Below are 20,637 nucleotides of genomic sequence, written 5' to 3' on the forward strand. Positions count from 1 at the left end.
CGCTAGCGTGTGAACCATGGCACCGGATCCGAGCCCCACCCTGGCCGAGCTCAGCGAGGGCGAGGTCCTCGCGCGGATCCTGCCGAGGCTCGGCGGCGGTGCCGAGACGCTGGTCGGGCCGGGTGACGACTCCGCGGTGCTGCGGGCGCCGGACGGCCGCTTCGTGGTCACCACCGACATGATGGTGCACGGCCCGGACTTCCGGCTCGCCTGGTCCTCGCCGTTCGATCTCGGCTGGAAGGCCGCCGCGTCGAACCTCTCCGACGTCGCCGCGATGGGCGCGCGCCCGACCGCGCTGGTGGTCGCCATCGCGGCGCCGCAGCGGCTCGGGGTCGACGTGCTCGAGGGGATCGCGGACGGTCTCGCCGCGGGCTGCGCGGCGATGGCCCCCGGCTGCGGCGTGGTCGGCGGCGACCTGTCCGCCTCCGCGACGCTGACCCTGGCGATCACGGCCTTCGGCTCGCTCGACGGCCGGCAGCCGGTGCTGAGGAGCGGCGCGCGCCCGGGCGACGTGATCGCGACCGCCGGGCCGCTCGGCGTCTCCGGGCTCGGCCTCCGGCTGCTCTTCGAGCGTGCCCGGACGAACGGCGAGCCCGACGCGGCCCTCGCCCAGGCACTCCGGTCCGAGCATCCGGAGGTGCTCGACGCGCAGCTGCGGCCGACGCCGCCGATCGCGGCCGGCATCGCGGCGGGCGCCGTCGCCACGGCGATGATGGACGTCTCCGACGGCGTCGTCCTCGACGCGCGGCGGATGGCCCGGGCGAGCGGGGTCGTGCTCGATCTCGATCCTGACGCCGTCGACGCCCACGCCGGCCCGCTGACGGCCGTGGAGGGGATCGACGCGGCACTCGCCCGCGCGCTCGTTCTCGGCGGCGGCGAGGACCACGCGATGCTCGCCTGCTTCCCGCCCGGCGCGGCGCTGCCGCCGGGGTTCACCGCCCTGGGCGCGGTGCGCGAGGGCGCGGCGGCGGTGCGGCTCGGCGGAGTCGCGCTGGACGAGCGCGGCGGCTGGGACCCCTACCTGGGCTGGGACGGCGCCGCGGGCTGATCCGCGGCGGCGGGCGGCTCGGCTACTCGCCCGCCGCCGGCGACGCCCACCAGATCGTCGTCTCGCCGTAGTCCTTCCGCCGGTCGCGCTCGAGCCCGGCGGGCCAGCGCGGCTCCGGGCTGCGCGAGCTCCGCTCGACGACGACGACGGAGTGCTCGGCGAGCAACGGGAGGACACCGGCGAGGTCGGCGGCCAGCTCGTCCTCGGGGAGGTCGTAGGGCGGATCGAGGAAGACCGTGTCGGCGTTGACGGCGGGGGAGCCGTCGAGGAACGAGCGCACGGAGGCGATCACGACCTCGATCCGGGGCTTCGGGCGCTTGTTCGAGGCCGCGGCCGTCGCGATCGCGCGGGCGTTCTCGCCGGCGGTCTTCGCGGCCTTCGGGTCGCGCTCCACCAGCAGCACGGAGGCGGCGCCGCGGCTGGCCGATTCGAGGCCGAGCGCACCGGAGCCCGCGTAGAGGTCGATGACCGTCGCGCCGTCGAGGGCGTCGCGCGCCTCGAGCGCCGAGAAGATCGCCTCGCGCACCCGGTCGCTCGTGGGTCGCGTGCCGGCGCGGGGGACCCGCAGGGTGAGCGATCCGGCGAAGCCGGCGATGATCCTGGTCACCGTTCCGAGCATAGGACTCGAGCCGAGGGCTGGGAGCCCCCCGGAAGCCTGAGCCGTTTTCCGGTTCGCACTGCGAGAATCACCAGTTATGACGTCCCTCGATGAGACCCGCTCCGCAGTCGGCACGGCATCGGACCGCGGTGCGGCTCCCGGGTCGGCGATGACCCGCGAGGAGTTCAGCGCCCACTGCGCCGCGATCCTGAAGAACCTGTGCAGCGTGATCGACGGCAAGGACGCCGAGGTCTCGATGGCCCTGACCGTGTTCCTGGCGGGCGGCCACCTGCTGATGGAGGACGTCCCCGGCACCGGCAAGACCGTGCTGGCGAAGTCGCTGGCGGTCTCCGTCGGCGGCACCGTCTCGCGGATCCAGTTCACCCCGGACCTCCTGCCCTCCGACGTCACCGGCGTCTCGGTCTTCAACCAGGCCACCCGCGACTTCGAGTTCAAGCCCGGCCCGGTGTTCGCGAACGTGGTGATCGGCGACGAGATCAACCGCGCCTCGCCCAAGACCCAGTCGGCGCTGCTGGAGTGCATGGAGGAGCGCCAGGTCTCGGTCGACGGCGTGACGCACGTCCTGCCGCGGCCGTTCGCCGTGGTGGCGACGCAGAACCCGGTCGAGATGGAGGGCACCTACAGCCTCCCCGAGGCGCAGCGCGACCGCTTCATGGCGCGGCTCTCGCTCGGCTACCCCGACGAGCGCGCCGAGCTCGAGATGATCCGCACCCGCGACGCCGCGAGCCCGCTGGAGGAGCTGCGCCAGGTCGTCGGCCACGATCAGCTCACCCGGATGATGGATTACGTCCAGTCGATCTACGTCGCCCCGCCGGTGCAGGAGTACGTGGTGGCGATCATGCAGGCGACCCGCATCGATCCCGAGCTGCGCCTCGGCGGGAGCCCGCGCGCGACTCTGCAGCTGATCGCCGCGGCGAAGGCGCTCGCCGCGATCAACGACCGCGACTTCGTCGTCCCGGACGACATCGACGTGCTCGCGGTGCCGGTGCTCGGCCACCGGCTGCTCCCGGCGACCCGGCTCCCCGGCCGCTCCGGCACCGGCGCCTCGCACTCCGTCACCGAGATCGTCCAGCGCATCGTCGCCGCCACCCCCGTCCCGTTCAGCGGCCGTGCCGACTGAGCCGGGCGGTCCCCGCTCCGGCGCACCCCGGTCCCGTGAGCCCCGGCGGCGCGGCGCGGAGCGGCCGGCGCGGCGCATCGGCGCGCTCCCGGCCGTCCGCGGGGTCGCGCTCACCCTGCGCGGTTGGGCCCTGGTCGTTCTCGGCGCGCTCGGGATCGTCGTCGCGCCGATCATCGAGTTCCGCGAGCTGCTCTTCGTCGGGATCGTCCTCCTCGGCCTGCCCGTCGCCGCCGTCCTCGCGCTGCTCGCCGTGACGCCCGTGCTGCAGGTGCAGCGGCGCTTCGCCCCGCAGGTCGTCGCGGTCGGCGACGTGGTCGACGTCGACGTCGTCCTCGACAACCGCGGCGCGGCCCTGCGGGCCGGTGCCCGAGCGGAGGACCGGCTCGACCGGGTCGAGCGCGGTCTCGTCTCCGGCCGCACCGTGGCCCGCGGCGCCTTCACCCTGCCGGCGGTCGCGCAGCGGGGGAGCGGCTCGAGCCGGGTCCGCGCCCGCTACCGCCTCCCCGCGGAGCGGCGCGGCATCCACCGCATCGGTCCGCTGCGGCTCCTCCGCGGCGACCTCTTCGGCCTGGCCGTGCGCGAGACGATCGCGGGTGCGGCGCAGCCCTTCGTGGTCACTCCGCGGGCCGTCCCGCTGCAGAGCGACGTGCTCGACGCCCACGGCGCCGGCGGCTCCAGCCCGGTCGCCCACGCCACCGCCGGGGCCGGGACCGACGACGTGATCCCGCGCGACTACCGCCCCGGCGACGCCATGCGCCGCGTGCACTGGCGGGCGAGCGCCCGCTCGGGCGAGCTCAAGGTCCGCCAGGACGAGCAGAACACCGACCCGCACGCCTGGATCCTGCTGGAGACGCGGGCCGCGCGCATCCTCGACGAGCGCGGCGGCGACGACCGCCTGGAGTGGGCGGTCTCGATGACCGCCTCGCTCGCGGTGCACCTGCTCGAGCGCGGCTTCGAGACGCACCTGATCGAGACCGGCGCGCCCGATCAGGCCGTCCGCTCCGAGGACGAGCGCGAGGCCGCGCACGACGTGCTGCTGCGCCTGGCCGAGCTCGCCCCCGCCGCCGAGTCCGTCGAGGCGGTCGGCCGCATCGCGGCCGAGATGCGCGACGCCGGCGGCAGCCGCCCGGTCTTCGCCGTCCTCTCCCGGCTGCACGAGGAGGACCTGGCGGCGCTCGCCTCCCTCGCCGCCCACGCCCGCCCGGCCGTCGCCTTCCTCGTCGGCGGCACGCCGGAGGAGGAGGCCGCGCTGGCCTCCCTGGGCTGGTACCCCGTCCCGGTCACCCCGCGCACCGCCGTCGAGGAGGCGTGGGCGCAGGCCCTCGCGCTCCGGGTGGTCGCGTGAGCCGCCGCGGGCGCGACGCCCGCTCGGGCTCGGTCCTGCTCTCCGTCCTGCTCTGGCTCTCGCTCGTCACCGCGTCCTCCGGCATCGGCCGCCTGCTCGAGGGGATCGGCTGGCTCGTCCAGCTGGCCGTCGCGGTCGGCGTCGTCCTCGCCGTCCCGGCCGCCGCGCGCGCCGTCCGCGCTCACCCGGTCGTCCCGCCGATCCTCGGCACCCTGGCCGCCGTCGGCGTGCTCACCGCGATGTTCGTGCCCGGGCGGGCGCTGCTCTTCCTCGTCCCGACGCCGGGAGCGATCGCCGACGCGCAGACACTCGCCCAGGCCGGCTTCACCTCGATCGCCGAGCAGGGCCTGCCGGCGGTCGCCGACAACGGCATCGCCTTCCTCCTCGTCGGCGGTGTCGTCGTGCTGGCCTGGGCCGCCGACCTCTTCGCCTTCTCGGTGCGGCTGCCCGCGCTCGCCGGTCTCTTCCCCGCCACCCTGCTGGCGGTGCCGGCCGTCATCGACCCGGCCGACGTCTCCTGGCCGAGCCTGCTGCTCACGGCGCTGGTCTACCTCGGGATCCTCGCGGTCAGCGCGCGTCCCGAGCGCCGCGCACCGCGCGGGGGCTCGCTCGGCGCCGCCGTGCCGTCGATCGCGATGGCCGGGGTCGTCGTGATCGCCGCCGGGCTCGTCGCCGGCTCCGCGGGCGGCTTCACCCGCGTCTCCACGCCGTCCGGCGTCTCGGGCACGCTCTTCAACGGCTCCATCGACCCGGTCGTCGCCCTCGGCGCCGACCTCCGCCGCCCCAACCCGGTGACCGTGCTGCGCTACTCGACCGACTCCGACCTCCCGGTCTACCTCCGCGTGCTCACCGTCTCGGACTTCGAGGGCGAGGACTGGGCGCCGAGCGACACCGAGGAGACCGCGGACATCGCCGCTCCCATCGCTCCCGCCGGTCTCGGCGAGGCCGTTCCGCGCGAGACCGAGGAGGTCGACGTCTCGGTCGAGACCCTCCGCAGCCGCTGGCTGCCGGTGCCCTACCCGGTCTCCGAGCTCAGCGGCGTCGGCGACGGCTGGCTGCAGGACGTTCAGGACGGCTCGATCCGCGGCGACGCCACCACCCGCGCGGGCGACGAGTACCAGGTGCAGGCGCTGCGCCTCGAGCCCGATCCCCAGCAGCTCCTCGACGCGCCCGTGCCCACCGGGTTCGAGCGCTACCTCTCGCTCCCGGAGGACGTGCCGGAGATCGTCCGCAGCACGGCGACGGAGGTCACCGCGGACGAGGTCACCGCCTACGACCGGGCCCGGGCGCTGCAGACCTTCTTCCGCTCGTCCGAGTTCCGCTACTCCGAGGACACCCCCGCCGAGGAGGGCTACGACGGCGACGGCGTCGGCGTGCTCGCCTCCTTCCTCGAGGTCCGCGAGGGCTACTGCGTGCACTTCGCCTCGGCGATGGCCGTGATGGCGCGGGAGCTCGGCATCCCCTCCCGGCTCGCCATCGGCTACCAGCCCGGCTCGGTCGTGCCCTCGCCGGGCACCGAGCTGACCAGCTACCGCGTGCAGTCGTCCGACCTGCACGCCTGGCCGGAGCTGTACTTCGAGGGCGTCGGCTGGCTGCCGTTCGAGCCGACGCCGAGCCGCGGCGCCCCGGCGTCGTACACGCTGCCGAGCGCGACGACCTCCGCCCCGTCGACGACCCCCGGGGCCGCAGCGAGTGCCGCGCCCGGCGCGGCGCCCGGCGAGACCGCGACGCCGACTCCCACGGCGTCCACCGCGACGGCGACGCCCGGGGCCCTCGGCGGCTCCACGGCGTCCACCGCCCCGGTCGTCACGCTCTGGTCGCTGCTGGTCCTGCTGCTGCTCGTGCCCTGGCTCCTGCGCGTCGTCCAGCGCGCCGTCCGCCGGCGCCGGGCGGCCGACGGCTCGCTCGAGCCGGCCTGGGCCGAGCTGGTGGCGAGCGCGCGCGACCTCGGTGTGCCGGTCGAGGACGGCGAGTCGCCGCGAGCCCAGGAGGCTCTGATCGCCGATGCCCTCGGCGAGGACGAGGGCGCCCGCTCGGCGCTGCGGGAGCTCCGGCAGGGGGTCGAGCGCGTCCGCTACGCGCCGGTGCTCGCGGAGCAGTCCGCGGGCTGGCGCGCAGCGACGACGGTGGTCGCCGGACTGCGCTCCTCCGTCGGCACCGGCCGCCGCCTGAGCGCCGCTGTCGCGCCGCGATCGGTCCTCCCGGGCCTCGCGCGGGCCCGGCGTCCGAGGTCCGACCTATGATCGTCGGGTGATCCCGGACCCCCTCGACGCCTCGCTCGCGCCGCTGATCGGCCCGCGCACGGCCAAGCCGATCGAGAAGGCGTTCGGCTACCGTACGGTCGGCGAGCTCCTCGGCCACTACCCGCGCCGCTACGCCAAGCGCGGCGAGCTGACCGACGTGTCGCGGCTGCCGGTGGGCGAGAACGTGACGATCGTCGCGGAGGTCCGCGAGGTGCGCTCCCGCGAGATGAAGAACCGCCGCGGGGGACTGCTCGAGGTGATCATCTCGGACGGCACCGGCACCCTCTCGCTGACGTTCTTCGGCCAGCCCTGGCGCGCCGCGCAGCTGCGCCGGGGCGTGCGCGGCATCTTCGCCGGAACCGTGTCGATGTTCCGCGAGACGAAGCAGCTCACCCACCCCGACTACCGGCTCTTCGACGACGAGGAGGTCACGGCGCACGGCCCGATCGCGAAGTCGGCGCTCACGAAGGACTGGACCGAGCGGCCGATCCCGATCTACCCCGCGACCAGCACGATCGCGAGCTGGCAGCTGCAGGCCGCGATCGACGTGGTGCTCGACGACCTGAAGTACGTGCAGGACCCGATCCCCGCCGAGGTGCGCGCGAACCGCAAGCTGCTCGACCTCGGCGTCGCGCTCGAGCTGATCCACCGGCCGCAGCGCGAGGGCGAGGAGATCCCGGCGCGCGACACCCTGCGCTTCCACGAGGCGTTCCTGCTGCAGCTGGCCCTGCTCGAGCGGCGGGCGGCGGCGCGCTCGACCCCGGGCACTCGGCGGGTCGCCGAGGCCGGCGGGCTGCTCGAGCGCTTCGACGCCGCGCTGCCGTTCACGCTGACCGACGACCAGAGGACGGTCGGCCGGGAGATCGCCGGCGACCTCGCGGCCGAGTCGCCGATGTCCCGGCTCGTGCAGGGCGAGGTCGGCTCGGGCAAGACCCTGGTCGCGCTGCGGGCGATGCTCGCGACGGCGGAGAGCGGCGGGCAGTCGGCGCTGCTGGCGCCCACCGAGGTGCTCGCCGGCCAGCACCTGCGCTCGATCGTGCGCACCCTCGGACCGCAGCTGGCGGCCGAGCTCTCGCCGACCCTCCTGACCGGCGGCCTCGGCGCCGCGGCCCGGCGCGCGGCCCTGCTGCGGATCGTCTCGGGCACCGCGAAGATCGTGGTCGGCACGCACGCCCTGCTCGGCGACAAGGTCTCGTTCTACGACCTCGGTCTGGTGGTGATCGACGAGCAGCACCGGTTCGGCGTCGACCAGCGCGATGCGCTGCGGCGGAAGGGGGCGCAGCCGCCGCACGTGCTCGTGCTGACCGCGACGCCCATCCCGCGGACGGTCGCGATGACCGTCTTCGGCGACCTGGACGTCTCGACGATCCGCGAGCTGCCGGCCGGTCGCCCGGGCATCACCAGCCACGTGGTGCCGCTGGCCGATCACCCCGCCTGGATCGCCCGGGCCTGGGAGCGGGCCGAGGAGGAGATCCGGAAGGGCCATCAGGTCTACCTGGTCTGCCCGGCGATCGAGCCCGGGGAGGCGGCGGAGGGTCCGCTCGCCGGTGACGACGAGCCCGCGGCCACCCCGCTGTCGACGGTGTCGGAGACGATCGAGGGCGTCCGCGGGCACGCCCTGCTCGGGAAGCGGCGCTCGGCCGCCCTGCACGGCCGGATGACGGCGGAGGAGAAGGACGCCGTCATGCGGGCCTTCGCGGCCGGCGAGATCGACGTCCTCGTCTCGACGACGGTCATCGAGGTCGGCGTCGACGTGCCGAACGCGTCGATGATGATCGTCCTCGACGCCGAGCGGTTCGGCGTCTCGCAGCTGCACCAGCTGCGCGGCCGGATCGGGCGCGGCGGCGTGCCCGGCGTCTGCCTCTTCGTCACCGCGGCCGAGGCCGGCACGACCGCGCGCGAGCGGGTCGAGACCGTCGCGGCGACCCTCGACGGCTTCGAGCTGGCCGAGGCCGACCTCGAGCTGCGCCGCGAGGGCGACGTGCTGGGCGACTCGCAGTCCGGCGGGCGGTCCTCCCTGCGCCTGCTGCGTGTCGTGCAGGACTCCTGGCTCATCCTCGAGGCGCGGGTGCTGGCCGAGCGGCTGCTCGAGACCGATCCGGTGCTCGCGACGCACGACCGCCTGCGCGCCGCGCTCGAGCGGCGCGTGCAGGAGCGCGACCGCGAATTCCTCGGCAAGAGCTGACCCCCGACGGGGTGGTCGGGGCCCGGCCGGCCCGCCGGGGCGCCCGATACGCTGGGGGCATGGCCCGCATCGCCGTCGTCCCCGGCTCGTTCGACCCCGTCACCCTCGGGCATCTCGACGTCATCGAGCGCGCCGCGCGTCTCGTCGACGAGCTGCACGTCGTCGTCGTGCACAACCCGTCCAAGACCGCGCTGCTGCCGATCGCGCAGCGCGTGGCGCTGATCGAGCAGTCGATCGCCGAGGCCGGCATCGAGGGGTCGATCGTCGTCGCCTCCTGGAGCATGGGACTGCTCGTCGACTACTGCACCGACGTCGGCGCGAGCATCCTGGTGAAGGGCATCCGCTCGCAGGTCGACGTGGCCTACGAGACGCCGATGGCCATCGTGAACCGCAACCTCGCGCACGTCGAGACGGTCTTCCTCCTGCCGGACCCCGCGCACGCCCACGTCTCCTCCTCGCTGGTGCGCCAGGTGTCGGGACTGGGCGGCGACGTCTCGCCCTACGTGCCGCCGGCCGTCGCGGCGTACCTCGCCTCCTGACCGCCCGCTCGCACGGTCCGGGCCCGGGCCGCAAGCGCCCCGGGGGCGTGCGCTCCGCGTCTCCGGCGCCTGGGACAATGGCGGGATGAGTGCGATGCGCGTGGCGGCCTGGGTCCTCGAGGGCATCCCCGAGGTGGTCCCGGGGGACGACCTGCTCGAGCTGATCCTCGCGGCGGTCGCGGCCGCTCCCGAAACCGACCGTCCCGTCGACGGCGACGTCCTCGTGGTGACCAGCAAGGTGGTCTCGAAGGCCGAGGGCCGGGTCGTCGCGGCCGACGACCGCGAGGACGCCATCACCGCCGAGACGGTCCGCGTCGTCGCCACCCGCGCGCACGCGCACGGCGTCACCCGGATCGTGGAGAACCGCCTCGGCATCGTCCAGGCCGCGGCGGGGGTCGACTCCAGCAACGTCGCGGAGGGCACCGTCCTGCTGCTGCCCGAGGATCCGGACGCCTCGGCCCGCGCGCTCTGCGCCGGTCTGCGCGAGCGGCTCGGTGCGCGCGTCGGCGTCGTCGTGAGCGACACGCTCGGACGTGCCTGGCGGGTCGGCCAGACCGACGCCGCGATCGGCGCGGCCGGCCTGCTGGTGATCGACGACCTGCGCGGCGCCGTCGACGCGCTCGGCCGGACGCTCGCGGTGACCATGCCCGCGGTCGCCGACGAGATCGCCGCGCTCGGCGACCTGGTGAAGGGCAAGGCGACCGGGCACCCCGTCGCCGTCGTCCGCGGCCTCGACCGCTTCGTCAGCGGCCTCGATGCACCGGGCGCCCGCACGCTGACCCGCACCGGTCCGGACGACATGTTCCGCGTCGGCGCCGACGAGGCGCACGCGGAGGGCTACGCCGAGGGCCACGCGGCCGGGCTCGCGGCAGCGGCCGGGCGGGTCGCGTCGTGAGCGGCGCCTGGACCGCCGTCGTCGTCTACCGGGGCCGCGGCACCTCCAAGACCCGCCTCGAGCTCGTCGCGCGCTCCGCCCTCGCCGAGGCGTTCCTCCTCGACACCCTGGCCGCGGTCGGCGCGGCGGAGTCCGTGAGCGCCGTCGTCCTCGTCACCTCCGACATGTCCGCGGCGGAGCGGGCCGCGCTCGAGCACCCCGGACTGCACGTCGTCGGCGATCCCGGACAGCTCAATCCCGCCGTCGCCGCTGGCGTCGCGGCGGCGCAGGACCACCGCCCCGGCTCGCCGGTGATCGCGCTGACCGCCGACCTGCCCGCGCTCACCGCCGCGGATCTCGACGCCGCGCTCGCCGCCGCCGGCGACACCCCGGCGATGGTCGGCGATCGCGCCGGCAGCGGCACGACCGCGCTGCTCCTGCCCGGCGGGGCCGGCCCGGAGCCGGCCTTCGGTCTCGACTCGCGGGAGAAGCACGTCGCTGCCGGCTACCGCGTGCTCGGCCTGCCCGAGTCCTCGACGCTGCGGCTGGACGTCGACACCGTCGACGACCTGCGCCACGCCGAGTCGGTCGGGGTCGGCGCCTGGACCGCGCGAGAGCTCTCCGACGCGGCCTGAGCGCTCGGGACACGTCAGTCGGCGAGCAGTCCCTCCTCGAGGGCCGAGGTCAGTGCACGGTCCACGGTGAGCGGCTCTCCGGCCACCGAGCGGATCGGCACGGCGCGCCGGGTGCTCGACACCAGCCAGGCCGCGTCGGCGCCGGCCAGCGCCGCGACGGGCAGGTCCCGCCGCGCGGAGGAGAGGCCGCGCCCCTCGCCGATCGCCAGCACTCGCGCCACCGTCGTCCCGTCGAGGATCCCGGCGCCGGCGGCGGGCGTCACGAGCACCCCGTCCGCGAGCAGGACGAGACTCGAGGTCGCGCCCTCGAGCAGCAGGCCGTCGCTCGTGCGCCAGACCACGTCGTCCGCGCCCCGCCGCTTCGCCTCGCGCAGTGCGGCGCGGGTGACGGCGCCGGAGGTCGTCTTGACGCCGCCGAGCAGCCAGGGGGCCTCCTCCTGCACCCCGTGCGGGTAGCCGCGGTCGAGCACGGCGACGGCGACGCCCCGGGCGCGCAGCTCCGAGGCGTCGGCGGTCGGCTCCGCACGGACCGTGGCCCGCGCCGTCGTGGCGTCCCGGTAGCCCGCGACCAGCCGGATGCTGAGGTCCTCGACTGCGTCGTGCTCGGCGACCGCGAGGGCGATCGCGGCGGACCACGCCGCCGCGGACGGGATCTCGAGCCCGACGGCCGCGGCGGAGGCCGCGAGGCGTGCCAGGTGCTCCTCCTGCCCGCGGGCTCGGCCGCGGATCACGGCCAGCGTCTCGAAGACGCCGTCGCCGCGCAGGTAGCCCGGCTCGTCGACGCGGACGAGGCCGGCCCCGGCTTCGCGGAGCAGGGGAGTGCCGGAGTCGTCGATCTCGACGAGGACGGGGGAGGTCATCTCCCCATCCTGGACCGCCGGGCGGCTCGGCGTGCGGCTCAGCGGGTGGTCAGACCGCGCGCCACGTCCTCGGCCGTGAGCAGCTCGCGCGGCGGCTCCGCGCGCGCTCCGGCTGCGCCGAGGACGTCGACGGCGGCGAGTGCGTCGAGGTCGAGACCCGTCGCCCCGGCCAGGCTCGACACCGCGACCTGGAAGGTCCGGTAGGCGCCGAGCGGGGCGAGGCCCTCGCGGTCCTCGCCGTCGACGATCCGGCGCACCAGCGCGGTCTGGTCGAGCAGGTACGCGCTCGCCGCGAGGGTCGTGCCGTCGGGGCTCCAGGCCGCGATCTTCCAGAACCGCAGCGGGATGCCGATGCCTCGGTAGACCGGGTCGCCCTCGGCCAGCACCGGGCCGGTGAAGACGTCGATCCGGGCGCGGTTCGCCTGCGCGTACTCGAGGACGAGGTCCTCGAGGCCGAGCCACAGCTCCTTGGACTGGTTGAAGCCGCTCGCCTGCGGTGCCGCGTTCGTGTAGCAGAAGCTGTCCACGTTGCCGGCGCGCGCCTCGGCCGGCTCGCCCCAGACGGGGTCGCGGCGGCGGACGAGGTGGCCGCGGTCGAAGTCGTTCCGTGCGTACACCTCGGGGCCGGTCTGCTCGCTCGCGGGGACCCGCTCGTCGAGGTGCCAGTCGTCGCCGCGGCCGAGGTCGAGCAGGCGCGCGCCGTCGATGTTCACCGCGGTCGAGAGCGCGAGGCGGCGCTCCGGGTCGAGGAGCACCTCGAAGTGCGTGTACGGCAGCTGCCGCACCACGCGGTCGCCGGAGGGACGGGGCGCCGCCAGCGGGGCGCCGAGGAAGCCGGGATCGAAGCCGCTCACTGGTCGACCTCCGCCGTCGGGGTGACGGTGGGCGTCGCGGTCGGCAGCGGCGTCGAAGTCGCGGTCGGCTCCGCGGTGGGCTCGGCCGTGGCGGTCGGAGCCGTGGTCGCCGTCGGAGCGGGCGCCTGCGTCGCGGGAGCGGGCACCAGGGCGCCGTTGCTCACCAGCAGCGTGATGCTGGAGTAGCGGGCGATCGTCGTCCCGGCGCCCGGGTCGGTGCCGGCGACGGTTCCGGCGGGCGTCGCGGCGTCGACGGTGGCGCCCTCCTCGACGTCGAAGCCGAGGTCCTCGAGGACCTCGGTCGCGTCGTCGACGGACTGCCCGGCGACGTTCGGCACGGCGATCTGCCGGCCGTTCAGCAGCGCGCTGCTCGGCTCGGCGAAGTCGTCTCCGCCGTACTTCTCGTCGGCGGCCGTCATCACCCTGTTCCAGATGTAGTGGCGCAGGTTCGACGCGTAGGCGCGCGCGTTCGTCTCCGCGCTGCGGACCAGCACGCCGCGCATCGACGCGTCGCCGACGATGTTGCCGACCCAGACCACGGTCGCGACGCGGCTGGACGCGCCGTCCATCCAGGTGTGCACGGCGTCGTCGGTCGTTCCGGTCTTGCCGATGTGCTCGATGCCGTCCTCCGGATCGGAGGCGGCGGCGGTCCCGCTCGTGACGACGTCCTGGAGCGCGTCGTTCGCCACGGCGGTGAGCTCGGGCGAGAGCGCCTGGGTGCAGGTCGAGACCGGCGCCTGGACGCCGACCCCGGCCGAATCGGTGATCGCGTCGATCGCGATCGCCGTGCAGGCCGTGCCGTTGTTGGCGAAGCCCGCGAAGGCGGTCGCCATCGAGATCGGCGCGATCTGGTCGGCCGACCCGAGGATCGCTGCCGGTGAGGGCGTCAGCGGAGCGCCGGACGCGGTCTTCACGCCGAAGGCGGCGGCCTGGTCGCGGATCGCGCAGAGGTCGAGCTGCTGCGCCATCGCGACGAAGACGGTGTTGATCGAGCGCATCGTGCCCTGCAGCACGCTGTAGGTGCCGTTCTCGTCCTCGTCGTTGCCGACGGCGAAGGTCCCGTTCCACTCTCCGCTCGGCTCGCAGGAGGAGGGGAACTCGGTGAAGGTGCGCTCGCGCCCGTTCACCGTCTCGTAGATGGTGTGGCCGTTGGCGATCCACTGCGCGAGCGTGAAGATCTTGTAGGTGGAGCCGACCTGGAACCCGGCGGATCCGCCGTAGGCGGTGTCGGCGTTGAAGTTGATCGCCGAGAAGTTCTCGCCGTTGACCGAGCCGGCCGCGTCGTAGTCCTTGTTCTGCACCATCGCCAGGACCCGGCCGGTGCCGACCTCCATCGAGAGCGTCGAGCTGCCGATGTTGACGTCGTCGATCGGGGTCTTCGGCACCCACTCGTTCGTGGCCGCCGTCGCGACGTCCTGCAGGTCGCGGTCCAGCGTCGTGTAGATCTTGTAGCCGCCGCGCTGGAAGTTGGCGAAGCGGGTGTTCTCGTCGTCGCCGAAGGCGGGGTCGTTCTGGATCACCCGGGTCACGTAGTCGCAGAAGAAGGCGGCGTTGCCGGCCTGCTGGCAGCCCGTGGGCGTCTCCTTGATCGCCGGGACGACCTCCTCGGCCACCGCCGCGTCGTGGTCGGCCTGGGAGATCTTCCCCTCCTCGAGCATCCGGTCCAGGACGTAGTCGCGCCGGACCTTGTTCTCGGGGATGTTCTCCGGCTGGTCGATCCGGAGGCCGTTGGGGTTGTTCACCGTCGCGATCAGGCTGGCGGCCTGGGCGAGCGAGAGCGTCGCCGCGGTGCTGGAGAAGTAGTACTCGGCCGCGGCCTGGATCCCGTAGACCTGCCCGCCGAAGCCGGCGATGTTGAGGTAGCCCAGCAGGATGTCGTCCTTGCTGTACTTCTTCTCGAGGTCGACGGCGAGCTTCATCTCCTTGAGCTTGCGCGCCGGCGTCGTGGCCGTCGCCTCGTCGTAGGCGGCCTGCGAGGCGGCGGCGTCGGTGTCGCTGAGCGCCTCGGCCTTCTGCACGAGGACGTTCTTGACGTACTGCTGCGTGATCGAGGACCCGCCCTGCAGATCGCCGCCGACCACGTTGCTCAGCACCGCGCGGATCGTGCCCTGCAGGTCGACGCCGCCGTGCTCGTAGAAGCGCGGGTCCTCGGTCGAGACGGCCGCGTCCTTCACGAACTGGCTGACCTGGTCGAAGGCCACCTCCTCGCGGTTCTGCGCGTAGAAGGAGGCGAGGAGACCGTCGGTCCCGTCGGCGTTCTTCGCGTAGATCTCGGTCTTCTGCGCCAGCTGGCCCAGCTCGAGGTACTCGGGCACGGTCTCGAAGAGGCCGATCGGGTTGTTGGCGGCGAGCCCGGTGACGGCGAGGGCGGGAGTGACGCCGACGGTGATCAGCAGCCCTCCGGCCAGGCTCGCTCCGACGACACCGAGGACGCGGGCGAGCAGGCCGCTGCGGGCGGTTCCTTGCGCAGACATGGCTACGAGAGTAGGCGACGAGTCTGTACCGGCGGTGCCGCGCTGCGCCGCGTCGGCTCGGAGTACGGTGAGCGGATGAGCCGGCAGCAGCGATGAGCACCTCCGCAGACACCGCGACGAGCCGCCCGCGCGCGGTCCTCGTGGTCGCGATCCTCGCCTCCTTCGTGGCGTTCCTCGACGGCACCGTCGTCAACGTGGCACTGCCCGCGATCACCCGCGAGCTCGGCGGCGGGCTCGCCGTGCAGCAGTGGGTGGTCGACGGCTACCTGATCACCCTCGGCGCGCTGATCCTGGTCGCCGGCTCGCTGGCCGACCGGATCGGGCGCGCCCGCAGCATGACGATCGGCCTGATCGGCTTCGGCGTCACCTCGCTGCTCTGCGCGCTCGCGCCGACGGCGGAGGTGCTGATCGTCGCGCGGATGCTCCAGGGCGCCGCCGGGGCGATCCTCGTGCCCAGCTCGCTCGCGCTGATCATCGCGACGGTCCACGGCGCCGCGCAGGCGAAGACCATCGGCGCGTGGACCGCGTGGACGGGCACGGCGACGATCGCGGGCCCGGTGATCGGCGGGCTGCTGGTGGACGCCGGCTCCTGGCGCTACGTCTTCGCCCTCAACCTCCTCCCGATCGCGGTGACGCTGCTGCTCCTGCGGCGGCTCGGCCACGTCGACTCCGGCACCCGGGTGCCGATCGACGGCGTCGGCGCGGTGCTCGGCGTGATCGGCCTCGGCGGGCCGGTGTTCGCGCTGATCGAGCAGGAGCGGCTCGGCTTCGGGAACCCGCTGGTGCTCGTGGCCCTGATCGGCGATCTGGCCGCCCTGGTCGCCTTCGTGCTCTGGGAGCGGCGGACGCCGAACCCGATGCTGCCGCTCTCGCTGTTCGCCTCGCGCAACTTCACGGTCGGCAACGTCTCGACGGCGTTCATCTACGGGGCGCTCTCGTTCGGCTTCTTCGCCCTGGGTCTCTACCTGCAGCAGGGACTCGGCTTCTCGGCCACGCTCGCCGGCCTCGCCACGCTGCCGCCGACGATCCTGCTCCTGCTGCTCTCGCAGGTCGCCGGCTCGCTGACGGCGCGGTTCGGGCCGCGGCTGTTCATGGGTGTCGGACCCCTGGTGGCCGGCGTCGGCTTCCTGCTGCTGGCCGGCGTCCGTCCGCCGGCCGACTACGCCACGCAGCTGCTGCCCGGCATCCTGCTGTTCGGACTGGGCCTCGCGATCACCGTCGCCCCGCTGACCTCGACCATCCTCGGCGCGGTCGACAGCCGGCACAGCGGAGTCGGCTCCGCCATCAACAACGCGGTCTCGCGGATCGCCGGGCTGGTCGCGATCGCCGCCACCTCGCTGATCGTCGGCGACACGCTCGACGCCGAGGGCTTCCGCCGCGCGGCGATCGCGACCGCCGTGCTGCTCTTCCTCGGCGGGCTGGTCTCGCTGCTCGGCATCCGCAACCCGGTGCGCGACACGGAGCCGACGGCCGCGCGCTGACAGGTCGGCCGCCCCGGACGGCTCAGCCGTCGAGCTCCGCGACGTCGTAGCCGAAGATCGCGCCGTCGGCGTCCTCCTCCGCGATGCCGGCGTAGGCGAAGCCGAACGGGTTCTCGCCGTCGACGATCGCGTTGTAGACGCCGTCGAAGGAGAAGCGGCCGGTCACCGGGTCGACCGGGGTGAACCGGCCCGCGTCGCGGCGGAGGTCGACGCGCTCGTTCGGGTCCGAGAAGTTGACGAACGCCTTCGAGGGCATCGGACCGCGCGAGATGGTGACGGTGCCGGTCAGCGGCGGGAACTCGACCCGGTCGCCGACGCGGGTCCCGCGGTACTGGCGGGGGGTGAAGACGATCGTCCCGGTGATCTCCGTGGTCGAGGCCGCGGCGCCGGGGGAGGCGAGTGCGGCTCCGACCACGGGAGCGGCCCAGGCGCCGGCCAGCACGGTGCGGCGGCGGAGGGCGTCGGCGGGGGTGGGGGCGTCGGTCATCGGTGTCTCCTGTCGAAGGGCGCCTCCGGAGGGGCGCCGGCTCTGGCCGGGGATCGCGCGGATGCTGCGGGGCCGTCCTCAGTCTTCGTCGTGCTCCGCGCGGACTCGCCCGCGCCGTGGCGACCGTCTGTGCCCCTTCCGAGGGTGGAAGGCGGCGTGGAAGTGTCCATCAGTCGTCGGACAGGGGTCCGGTGTCGAAAAAGGTTGTCGCTACATGGAATACTCGATCCGTCGATGCGCTTGCATACATCGGACGGGGACGAGCTTCCCGCGCGATTCACACTCTCGAGGAGAAACCATGAGCGACACCACCACCATCCCCGGATACCGCGCCGGCACCTGGGTCATCGACCCCACGCACAGCGAGGTCGGCTTCAGCGTCCGCCACCTGATGATCAGCAAGGTCAAGGGCAAGTTCGAGCGCTTCACCGCCACCTTCACCACCGGCGAGAACCCGCTGGACTCCAAGGTCGAGGCCACCGCCGAGGTCGCCTCCATCAACACCAACGAGCCCAACCGCGACGGACACCTCCGCACCGGCGACTTCTTCGAGGCCGAGAAGTACCCCTCGATCCACTTCGTGTCGACCGCGGTCCGCGCGAACGGCGACGACTTCCTCGTCGACGGCGAGCTCACCATCAAGGACGTCACCAAGCCCGTGACCTTCGAGGTCGAGTTCGGCGGCTTCGGCTCCGACCCCTACGGCAACTACAAGGCCGGTCTGACCGCCAAGGCGACCATCGACCGCACCGACTTCGGTCTCACCTACAACGCCGCCCTCGAGACCGGTGGCGTGCTCATCGGCGAGAAGGTCACCATCACGCTCGACCTCCAGGCCGCGCACCAGGCGTAGTCCGTCCCACCACGACCGAGGCCGCCCCTCCCCACCCGGGGAGCGGGCGGCCTCCGTCGTTCCAGGCCACCCCTCCGCCACTCCACCCCTCCGCCACCCCGGTACCTCCGGCTCGCGAAACCACCTCCGGCTCGCGATTCCTGCCGGTTCCCGCGTGCCGAGGCGGTCTCCGCGAGCCGAACCTCCGGCTCGTGATTCGCCCTCCGGCTCGCGATTCCGCCCCGTTTCCGCGTGCCGCGACGGTTTCCGCGAGCCGAACCTCTGGCGGGAGAACCTCCGGCTCGTGATTCCGCCCCGTTCCCCGTGCCGAGGCGGTTTCCGCGAGCCGAACCTCCGGCGGGAGGACCTCCGGCTCGTGATTCGGCCTACGGCTCGTAGTTCTGCGGGGTTCCGGCGTGCCGAGACGGTTCTCGCGAGCCGAACCTCCGGCGGGAGGACCTTCGGCACGCGAAATCATCTCCGGCTCGTCGTTCTGCGCGGTTTCCGCGTGCTGAGGACGTTTCCGCGAGCCGAACACGTCAGGCGCGATGAGCTTCGGCTCGTGATTCGAGCTCCGGCTCGTGGTTCTGCGGGGTTTCCGCGTGCCGGGGCGGTTTTCGCGAGCCGAACCTCGGGTGGGAAGCCCTCCGGTTTGCGATTCGACGGTCGGCTCGCGAAATGATCTTCGGCTCGTCGTTCTACGCAGTTTCCGCGTGACTGGGCGGTTCTCGCGAGCCGGAGCTTGGGCGGCGAGGCCTTCGGCTCGCGATTACGCGTACGGCTCGTGGTCTGGCGGGGTTTCCGGGTGCCGAGGAATGTTCGGCGATCCGGAGGTACGGCGGGAGGATCTTCGGCTCGTGATTCGACCTCTGGCTCGCGGTTCCTCACGGTTCCCGCGTGCCGAGGTGGATTCTGCGAGCCGGACTTCGCCGTCGAGCAGCTTCGGCTCGCGGAATCAGCTCCGGCTCGTCGTTCTGCGCGGTTTTCGCGTGCCCAGGCAAGTTTCGCGAGCCGAAGCTCGGGCTGCGGGAGTCGCGGCTCGCGATTCCACGTCCGGCTCGTCGTTCCGCACGGTCTCCGCGTGCCGAGGCCGGCTCTGCATGCCCGAGACCCGCGCGTCGGCACGGCCGTGCCGCACCGGGCTAGAGGATGCCGAGCTCGGTCAGCTGCTCGGAGATGCCGGCGCCGTCCGGGGCGTAGACCCACGGGGTGCCGCTCGTCTCCGAGAGGTCGGCCGCCTTCGAGCGACCGCCCGCGAGCACCGCCTCGCCGTTGGAGAGCTGGCGGATCGCGATCGCCGCGACCTTCTCGGGGTGCTCGTGCGCGAAGTCGGAGTAGATCTCCTCGTCGTGCTGCCCGTCGTCGCCGACCAGCAGCCAGCGGACGTCCGGGAACTCCATGGCGAGGCGGCGGAGGTTCTCCTCCTTGTGCTGCTTGCCGCTGCGGAACCAGCGGTCGTGCGTCGGCCCCCAGTCGGTTAGGAGCAGCGCCCCCGCCGGGTAGAGGTGCCGCGACAGGAACCGCGTCAGCGCCGGCGCCACGTTCCAGGCGCCGGTGGAGAGGTAGATGACGGGCGAGCCCTGGTTCTGGCGGGAGAAGCGGTCGAGGAAGACGGCCATCCCCGGCGTGGGCATCCGCGCGTGCTCGTCGAGCACGAAGGTGTTCCAGGCGGCGACGAAGGGCCGGGGGAGCGCCGTGACCATGACCGTGTCGTCGACGTCGGACACGACGCCGATCCTCGCCTCCGGCCGCACGATGAAGACGGGGGCCTCGACCGGCGCGCCGCCCTCGACGGTGAGGGTGATGCGGTGCCAGCCCGGCTCGAGCGTGATCGGGATGTCGGTGTCGATCACGCCGCCGCGGTCCGCGACCATCCGGTGGCTCTGCCCGTCGACCGAGACCGAGACGACCGCCCCGCTGATGTAGAGGCTCGTGAAGCTGCGCCAGCCGCGGACGCTCTCGACGGGCTGGACCTCCTCCGCCCCGGGCGGGGTCGGCCGGGTGTAGAGGACGCGCGCGAGCACGCGGAGCTGCTCGGTGGTGCCGTAGCCGGTGTAGGGGATGATCCGCGGCACGTAGCCCTTGCGCGTCACCCGGCGCATGCGCAGCGCGTGGATCCGGTCCTCGATGCGTGCGGCGCGGTGCAGGACCTCGGCCGCCCCGGCGCTCATCGGTTTGCTCTCAGGCGTCAGCGGCATCCGCCCAGTGTGCCAGACGGCCCCGGGAGCCGGACGCCCCCGTCGGGCGGGCGCCGCGCTGCACTGGAGGAGGGACGGCGGTCCGGCTCAGTCCTCGACGGGCTCGATCAGCTCCGGCCCGTTGCTGCCCACCGTGCCGACCGCGGCGCCGACGCGGTGCACGTCGAGCTCCTCGGCCAGCTCGGCCGCGCCGTCGGACGCCGCGCGCAGCAGCGAGCCGTCGCCCGGGGTGAGCGGGTCGAGCCAGTCCTCGATCAGCTCCGGCTGCAGCAGCACGGGCATCCGCTCGTGCACCTCGGCCACCGCTCCCGCGGAGGGGCGCGTCAGGATCGTCGCCGACAGCAGCCACGGGGCCCCGGGCTCCGCCGAGCGCCACCACTCGTACAGCCCGGCGAACAGCACGAGCGCGCCACCGCCCGGCGACACGAAGACAGGTGCCTTCACGCCGTCGGCGCCGACCCGCCACTCGTACCAGCCGGAGGCCGGCACGATCGCCCGTCGCGCCGCGAAGGACTCCCGGAAGGAGGGCTTCTCGGCGACCGACTCGATCCGCGCGTTGAAGAGCGGCGCACCGGACGGATCCGCGGCGGAGCGCGGCACCAGGCCCCAGCGCGCGCCGGCCAGGCGGCGGCGCGGCGGCTCGCCCTCCTCCACGCCCTTCATCGACTCCGCGACGACGGCGATCCGCTGCGTCGGCGCGATGTTCCAGGACGGGCCCGGAAGATCCGCGCCGGGCTCGTCGATGTCGAAGAGCGCGACCAGGTCGGCGCTGGTCTGCGAGAGGACGAAGCGTCCGCACATGGGTCCTCCTGGGGTGCCGCTGCGCGCCCACCCTACGCGGGG

At 73.9% G+C, this 20,637-nt stretch carries 17 protein-coding genes; 10 read left to right on the plus strand and 7 right to left on the minus strand.

All coding sequences use genetic code 11. The features are described 5' to 3' along the window. Window positions 1–16: 16 nt before the first annotated feature. Window positions 17–1,048 carry a thiamine-phosphate kinase gene (gene thiL / locus EDF45_RS06845; protein WP_123735411.1) on the plus strand — a complete coding sequence of 344 codons (1,032 nt, stop codon included), beginning with the start codon at window positions 17–19 and terminating at the stop codon, window positions 1,046–1,048. A 22-nt stretch (window positions 1,049–1,070) separates the two neighbouring features. Here the strand turns inward: thiL and EDF45_RS06850 are convergent, their stop codons facing one another. Then, window positions 1,071–1,655: an RsmD family RNA methyltransferase gene (locus EDF45_RS06850; RefSeq protein ID WP_123445992.1), complete on the minus strand. Its 585-nt coding sequence runs from the start codon at window positions 1,653–1,655 to the stop codon at window positions 1,071–1,073. An 88-nt stretch (window positions 1,656–1,743) separates the two neighbouring features. Between EDF45_RS06850 and EDF45_RS06855 the strand changes: the two genes are divergently transcribed. The 7 genes from EDF45_RS06855 (at window position 1,744) to cofC (ending at window position 10,608) form a co-directional block, all read left to right on the plus strand. After that, window positions 1,744–2,787 carry a MoxR family ATPase gene (locus tag EDF45_RS06855; RefSeq protein ID WP_123735412.1) on the plus strand — a complete coding sequence of 348 codons (1,044 nt, stop codon included), beginning with the start codon at window positions 1,744–1,746 and terminating at the stop codon, window positions 2,785–2,787. After that, window positions 2,777–4,132: a DUF58 domain-containing protein gene (locus tag EDF45_RS06860; RefSeq protein WP_123735413.1), complete on the plus strand. Its 1,356-nt coding sequence runs from the start codon at window positions 2,777–2,779 to the stop codon at window positions 4,130–4,132. The genes EDF45_RS06855 and EDF45_RS06860 overlap by 11 nt, the downstream gene beginning before the upstream one ends. After that, a complete protein-coding gene (locus EDF45_RS06865) occupies window positions 4,129–6,375 on the plus strand; it encodes a DUF3488 and transglutaminase-like domain-containing protein (RefSeq protein ID WP_123735414.1) in 2,247 nt (748 codons plus the stop codon). Before EDF45_RS06860 ends, EDF45_RS06865 begins: the two co-directional genes overlap by 4 nt. 7 nt (window positions 6,376–6,382) lie before the next feature. Next, window positions 6,383–8,560: an ATP-dependent DNA helicase RecG gene (locus tag EDF45_RS06870; RefSeq protein WP_260311888.1), complete on the plus strand. Its 2,178-nt coding sequence runs from the start codon at window positions 6,383–6,385 to the stop codon at window positions 8,558–8,560. A gap of 59 nt (window positions 8,561–8,619) precedes the next feature. After that, a complete protein-coding gene (gene coaD, locus EDF45_RS06875) occupies window positions 8,620–9,099 on the plus strand; it encodes a pantetheine-phosphate adenylyltransferase (RefSeq protein ID WP_123445577.1) in 480 nt (159 codons plus the stop codon). Between the two features lie 94 nt (window positions 9,100–9,193). After that, window positions 9,194–9,994 carry a coenzyme F420-0:L-glutamate ligase gene (cofE, locus tag EDF45_RS06880; protein WP_123735415.1) on the plus strand — a complete coding sequence of 267 codons (801 nt, stop codon included), beginning with the start codon at window positions 9,194–9,196 and terminating at the stop codon, window positions 9,992–9,994. Continuing rightward, window positions 9,991–10,608 carry a 2-phospho-L-lactate guanylyltransferase gene (gene cofC, locus EDF45_RS06885; protein ID WP_123735416.1) on the plus strand — a complete coding sequence of 206 codons (618 nt, stop codon included), beginning with the start codon at window positions 9,991–9,993 and terminating at the stop codon, window positions 10,606–10,608. Before cofE ends, cofC begins: the two co-directional genes overlap by 4 nt. A gap of 14 nt (window positions 10,609–10,622) precedes the next feature. Here the strand turns inward: cofC and EDF45_RS06890 are convergent, their stop codons facing one another. Genes EDF45_RS06890 through EDF45_RS06900 form a run of 3 tightly spaced genes read right to left on the minus strand, consistent with a single transcriptional unit; the run spans window position 10,623 to window position 14,796 of the window. Then, a complete protein-coding gene (locus EDF45_RS06890) occupies window positions 10,623–11,468 on the minus strand; it encodes an aminotransferase class IV (RefSeq protein WP_123735417.1) in 846 nt (281 codons plus the stop codon). Between the two features lie 38 nt (window positions 11,469–11,506). Next, window positions 11,507–12,322 carry a DNA/RNA non-specific endonuclease gene (locus EDF45_RS06895; protein WP_123735418.1) on the minus strand — a complete coding sequence of 272 codons (816 nt, stop codon included), beginning with the start codon at window positions 12,320–12,322 and terminating at the stop codon, window positions 11,507–11,509. Continuing rightward, window positions 12,319–14,796 (minus strand): transglycosylase domain-containing protein, encoded by a 2,478-nt coding sequence (locus EDF45_RS06900; protein WP_123735419.1) that lies wholly within the window; start codon window positions 14,794–14,796, stop codon window positions 12,319–12,321. The genes EDF45_RS06895 and EDF45_RS06900 overlap by 4 nt, the downstream gene beginning before the upstream one ends. Before the next feature lie 92 nt (window positions 14,797–14,888). On the opposite strand from EDF45_RS06900, the gene EDF45_RS06905 reads away from it, so the two are divergent. Beyond that, a complete protein-coding gene (locus EDF45_RS06905; RefSeq protein WP_123735420.1) occupies window positions 14,889–16,277 on the plus strand; it encodes a DHA2 family efflux MFS transporter permease subunit in 1,389 nt (462 codons plus the stop codon). Window positions 16,278–16,299: 22 nt separating this feature from the next. Here EDF45_RS06905 and EDF45_RS06910 read toward each other — a convergent pair whose 3' ends face one another. Next, window positions 16,300–16,764 carry a hypothetical protein gene (locus EDF45_RS06910; RefSeq protein ID WP_123445584.1) on the minus strand — a complete coding sequence of 155 codons (465 nt, stop codon included), beginning with the start codon at window positions 16,762–16,764 and terminating at the stop codon, window positions 16,300–16,302. 298 nt (window positions 16,765–17,062) lie between these two features. On the opposite strand from EDF45_RS06910, the gene EDF45_RS06915 reads away from it, so the two are divergent. Beyond that, window positions 17,063–17,617, plus strand: coding sequence for a YceI family protein (locus EDF45_RS06915; protein ID WP_123445585.1), 555 nt, complete (start codon window positions 17,063–17,065; stop codon window positions 17,615–17,617). 1,121 nt (window positions 17,618–18,738) lie between these two features. On the opposite strand, the gene EDF45_RS06920 is transcribed toward EDF45_RS06915, so the two are convergent. Together EDF45_RS06920 and EDF45_RS06925 are read right to left on the minus strand one after the other, a co-directional pair. Next, the gene (locus tag EDF45_RS06920) at window positions 18,739–19,794 is read right to left on the minus strand and encodes an App1 family protein (protein WP_123735421.1); all 1,056 of its coding nucleotides are present in this window, start codon (window positions 19,792–19,794) and stop codon (window positions 18,739–18,741) included. Window positions 19,795–19,881: 87 nt separating this feature from the next. Next, complete coding sequence (locus EDF45_RS06925) at window positions 19,882–20,595, minus strand: SOS response-associated peptidase (RefSeq protein ID WP_123732082.1); 714 nt, start codon at window positions 20,593–20,595, stop codon at window positions 19,882–19,884. Between the last annotated feature and the right edge of the window lie 42 nt (window positions 20,596–20,637).

The sequence above is a fragment of the Rathayibacter sp. PhB186 genome, from assembly GCF_003751825.1.
GTDB classification, from domain to species: Bacteria; Actinomycetota; Actinomycetes; order Actinomycetales; family Microbacteriaceae; genus Rathayibacter; species Rathayibacter festucae.

Excerpts from the sequence above, each read along its gene's own strand:
- EDF45_RS06910 (WP_123445584.1), bottom strand. The coding sequence starts at position 16,764 with ATGACCGACGCCCCCACCCCCGCCGACGCCCTCCGCCGCCGCACCGTG.
- EDF45_RS06890 (WP_123735417.1), bottom strand. The coding sequence starts at position 11,468 with ATGACCTCCCCCGTCCTCGTCGAGATCGACGACTCCGGCACTCCCCTG.
- EDF45_RS06915 (WP_123445585.1), top strand. The coding sequence starts at position 17,063 with ATGAGCGACACCACCACCATCCCCGGATACCGCGCCGGCACCTGGGTC.
- cofE (WP_123735415.1), top strand. The coding sequence starts at position 9,194 with ATGCGCGTGGCGGCCTGGGTCCTCGAGGGCATCCCCGAGGTGGTCCCG.
- EDF45_RS06855 (WP_123735412.1), top strand. The coding sequence starts at position 1,744 with ATGACGTCCCTCGATGAGACCCGCTCCGCAGTCGGCACGGCATCGGAC.
- EDF45_RS06900 (WP_123735419.1), bottom strand. The coding sequence starts at position 14,796 with ATGTCTGCGCAAGGAACCGCCCGCAGCGGCCTGCTCGCCCGCGTCCTC.
- EDF45_RS06920 (WP_123735421.1), bottom strand. The coding sequence starts at position 19,794 with ATGCCGCTGACGCCTGAGAGCAAACCGATGAGCGCCGGGGCGGCCGAG.
- EDF45_RS06925 (WP_123732082.1), bottom strand. The coding sequence starts at position 20,595 with ATGTGCGGACGCTTCGTCCTCTCGCAGACCAGCGCCGACCTGGTCGCG.
- thiL (WP_123735411.1), top strand. The coding sequence starts at position 17 with ATGGCACCGGATCCGAGCCCCACCCTGGCCGAGCTCAGCGAGGGCGAG.
- EDF45_RS06905 (WP_123735420.1), top strand. The coding sequence starts at position 14,889 with ATGAGCACCTCCGCAGACACCGCGACGAGCCGCCCGCGCGCGGTCCTC.
- coaD (WP_123445577.1), top strand. The coding sequence starts at position 8,620 with ATGGCCCGCATCGCCGTCGTCCCCGGCTCGTTCGACCCCGTCACCCTC.